This is a genomic window from Cellulophaga sp. F20128 (assembly GCF_023015805.1).
Lineage (GTDB): Bacteria > Bacteroidota > Bacteroidia > Flavobacteriales > Flavobacteriaceae > Cellulophaga.
The window spans coordinates 1-2,111 of sequence record NZ_JALKBA010000049.1 but is presented as its reverse complement, the minus strand read 5'-3'; the positions used below and the strand labels follow the sequence as shown (position 1 = coordinate 2,111).

Sequence of the window (2,111 nt, the reverse complement as noted above, 5' to 3'; positions counted from 1 at the left end):
GTGGAGAATATCGGAGTCGAACCGATGACCTCCTGCGTGCAAGGCAGGCGCTCTAGCCAGCTGAGCTAATCCCCCAATTACTAGTAGTTAGTAATCAAGTAGTTAGTAGTTAGTACTTCCAACCACCACTCAACTTCTAGAATTTCCTTTTTGTACTCGTTACAGTACTATTTAGATACTAACCTTGATCTCTGCCTAATTGCCTTAAACATTATAATTTAGCGATTGCTAAATTAGTAGTCCCAGGCAGACTCGAACTGCCGACCTCTACATTATCAGTGTAGCGCTCTAACCAGCTGAGCTATGGGACTCAATCTTAGTTGTTGTATCTTAATATTTTGAAGTGACAGCTAAAAAGAAAATAAATTCAGTTCAACTAATTCTGTGTTAAACATAAATGCATAACGGTTGTTTTTCTCTAGAAAGGAGGTGTTCCAGCCGCACCTTCCGGTACGGCTACCTTGTTACGACTTAGCCCTAGTTACCAGTTTTACCCTAGGTCGCTCCTTACGGTGACGAACTTCAGGTACCCCCAGCTTCCATGGCTTGACGGGCGGTGTGTACAAGGCCCGGGAACGTATTCACCGGATCATGGCTGATATCCGATTACTAGCGATTCCAGCTTCACGGAGTCGAGTTGCAGACTCCGATCCGAACTGTGATAGGTTTTATAGATTCGCTCCTTATCGCTAAGTGGCTGCTCTCTGTACCTACCATTGTAGCACGTGTGTGGCCCAGGACGTAAGGGCCGTGATGATTTGACGTCATCCCCACCTTCCTCACGGTTTGCACCGGCAGTCTTGTTAGAGTCCCCACCATAATGTGCTGGTAACTAACAACAGGGGTTGCGCTCGTTATAGGACTTAACCTGACACCTCACGGCACGAGCTGACGACAACCATGCAGCACCTTGTAAATTGCCCGAAGGAAAGTCTATCTCTAAACCTGTCAATCTACATTTAAGCCCTGGTAAGGTTCCTCGCGTATCATCGAATTAAACCACATGCTCCACCGCTTGTGCGGGCCCCCGTCAATTCCTTTGAGTTTCATTCTTGCGAACGTACTCCCCAGGTGGGATACTTATCACTTTCGCTTGGCCGCTCAGACCGAAGTCCGAACAGCTAGTATCCATCGTTTACGGCGTGGACTACCAGGGTATCTAATCCTGTTCGCTACCCACGCTTTCGTCCATCAGCGTCAATATATTGTTAGTGATCTGCCTTCGCAATCGGTATTCTATGTAATATCTATGCATTTCACCGCTACACTACATATTCTAACCACTTCACAATAATTCAAGACTATCAGTATCAAAGGCAATTCTACAGTTGAGCTGCAAACTTTCACCCCTGACTTAATAGCCCGCCTACGGACCCTTTAAACCCAATAATTCCGGATAACGCTCGGACCCTCCGTATTACCGCGGCTGCTGGCACGGAGTTAGCCGGTCCTTATTCTTACAGTACCGTCACCAGACTACACGTAGTCCTTATTCTTCCTGTATAAAAGCAGTTTACAATCCATAGGACCGTCTTCCTGCACGCGGCATGGCTGGATCAGGCTCTCGCCCATTGTCCAATATTCCTCACTGCTGCCTCCCGTAGGAGTCTGGTCCGTGTCTCAGTACCAGTGTGGGGGATCCCCCTCTCAGGGCCCCTACCCATCGAAGTCTTGGTAAGCCGTTACCTTACCAACTAACTAATGGGACGCATACTCATCTTGCACCGTAACCTTTATTATTGAAATGATGCCATCTCAATAAACTATAAGATATTAATCCAAATTTCTCTGGGCTATCCCTTAGTGCAAGGCAGATTGTATACGCGTTACGCACCCGTGCGCCGGTCGTCAGCGAAAGCAAGCTTCCCTGTTACCCCTCGACTTGCATGTGTTAAGCCTGCCGCTAGCGTTCATCCTGAGCCAGGATCAAACTCTTCATCGTTGTTTTGTAAATATTCTTAAACAACCTCAAAAATAGTCTCTCACCAAACTCATTCTCTTTTTTAATTCAATAATACTACTTAAAGCATTATTTTGCTGTCTCTCCAATATGTCAAATGAACTTCTTTATTCTTGTAGAAATACTAGAATCGAACTAGTTAATTTTTTAT

Annotated in this window: 2 tRNA genes and 1 rRNA gene; all 3 read right to left on the bottom strand. The window is 45.8% G+C overall.

Going from position 1 to position 2,111, the window contains the following annotated elements:
- Position 1: 1 nt before the first annotated feature.
- The 3 genes from MWU65_RS17405 to MWU65_RS17395 all read right to left on the bottom strand — a co-directional run bounded on the left by MWU65_RS17405 (position 2) and on the right by MWU65_RS17395 (position 1,942).
- Positions 2-75, bottom strand: a tRNA-Ala gene (locus MWU65_RS17405).
- A 162-nt stretch (positions 76-237) separates the two neighbouring features.
- Positions 238-311 (bottom strand) — tRNA-Ile (locus MWU65_RS17400).
- Positions 312-422: 111 nt separating this feature from the next.
- Positions 423-1,942 (bottom strand): 16S ribosomal RNA (locus MWU65_RS17395).
- Between the last annotated feature and the right edge of the window lie 169 nt (positions 1,943-2,111).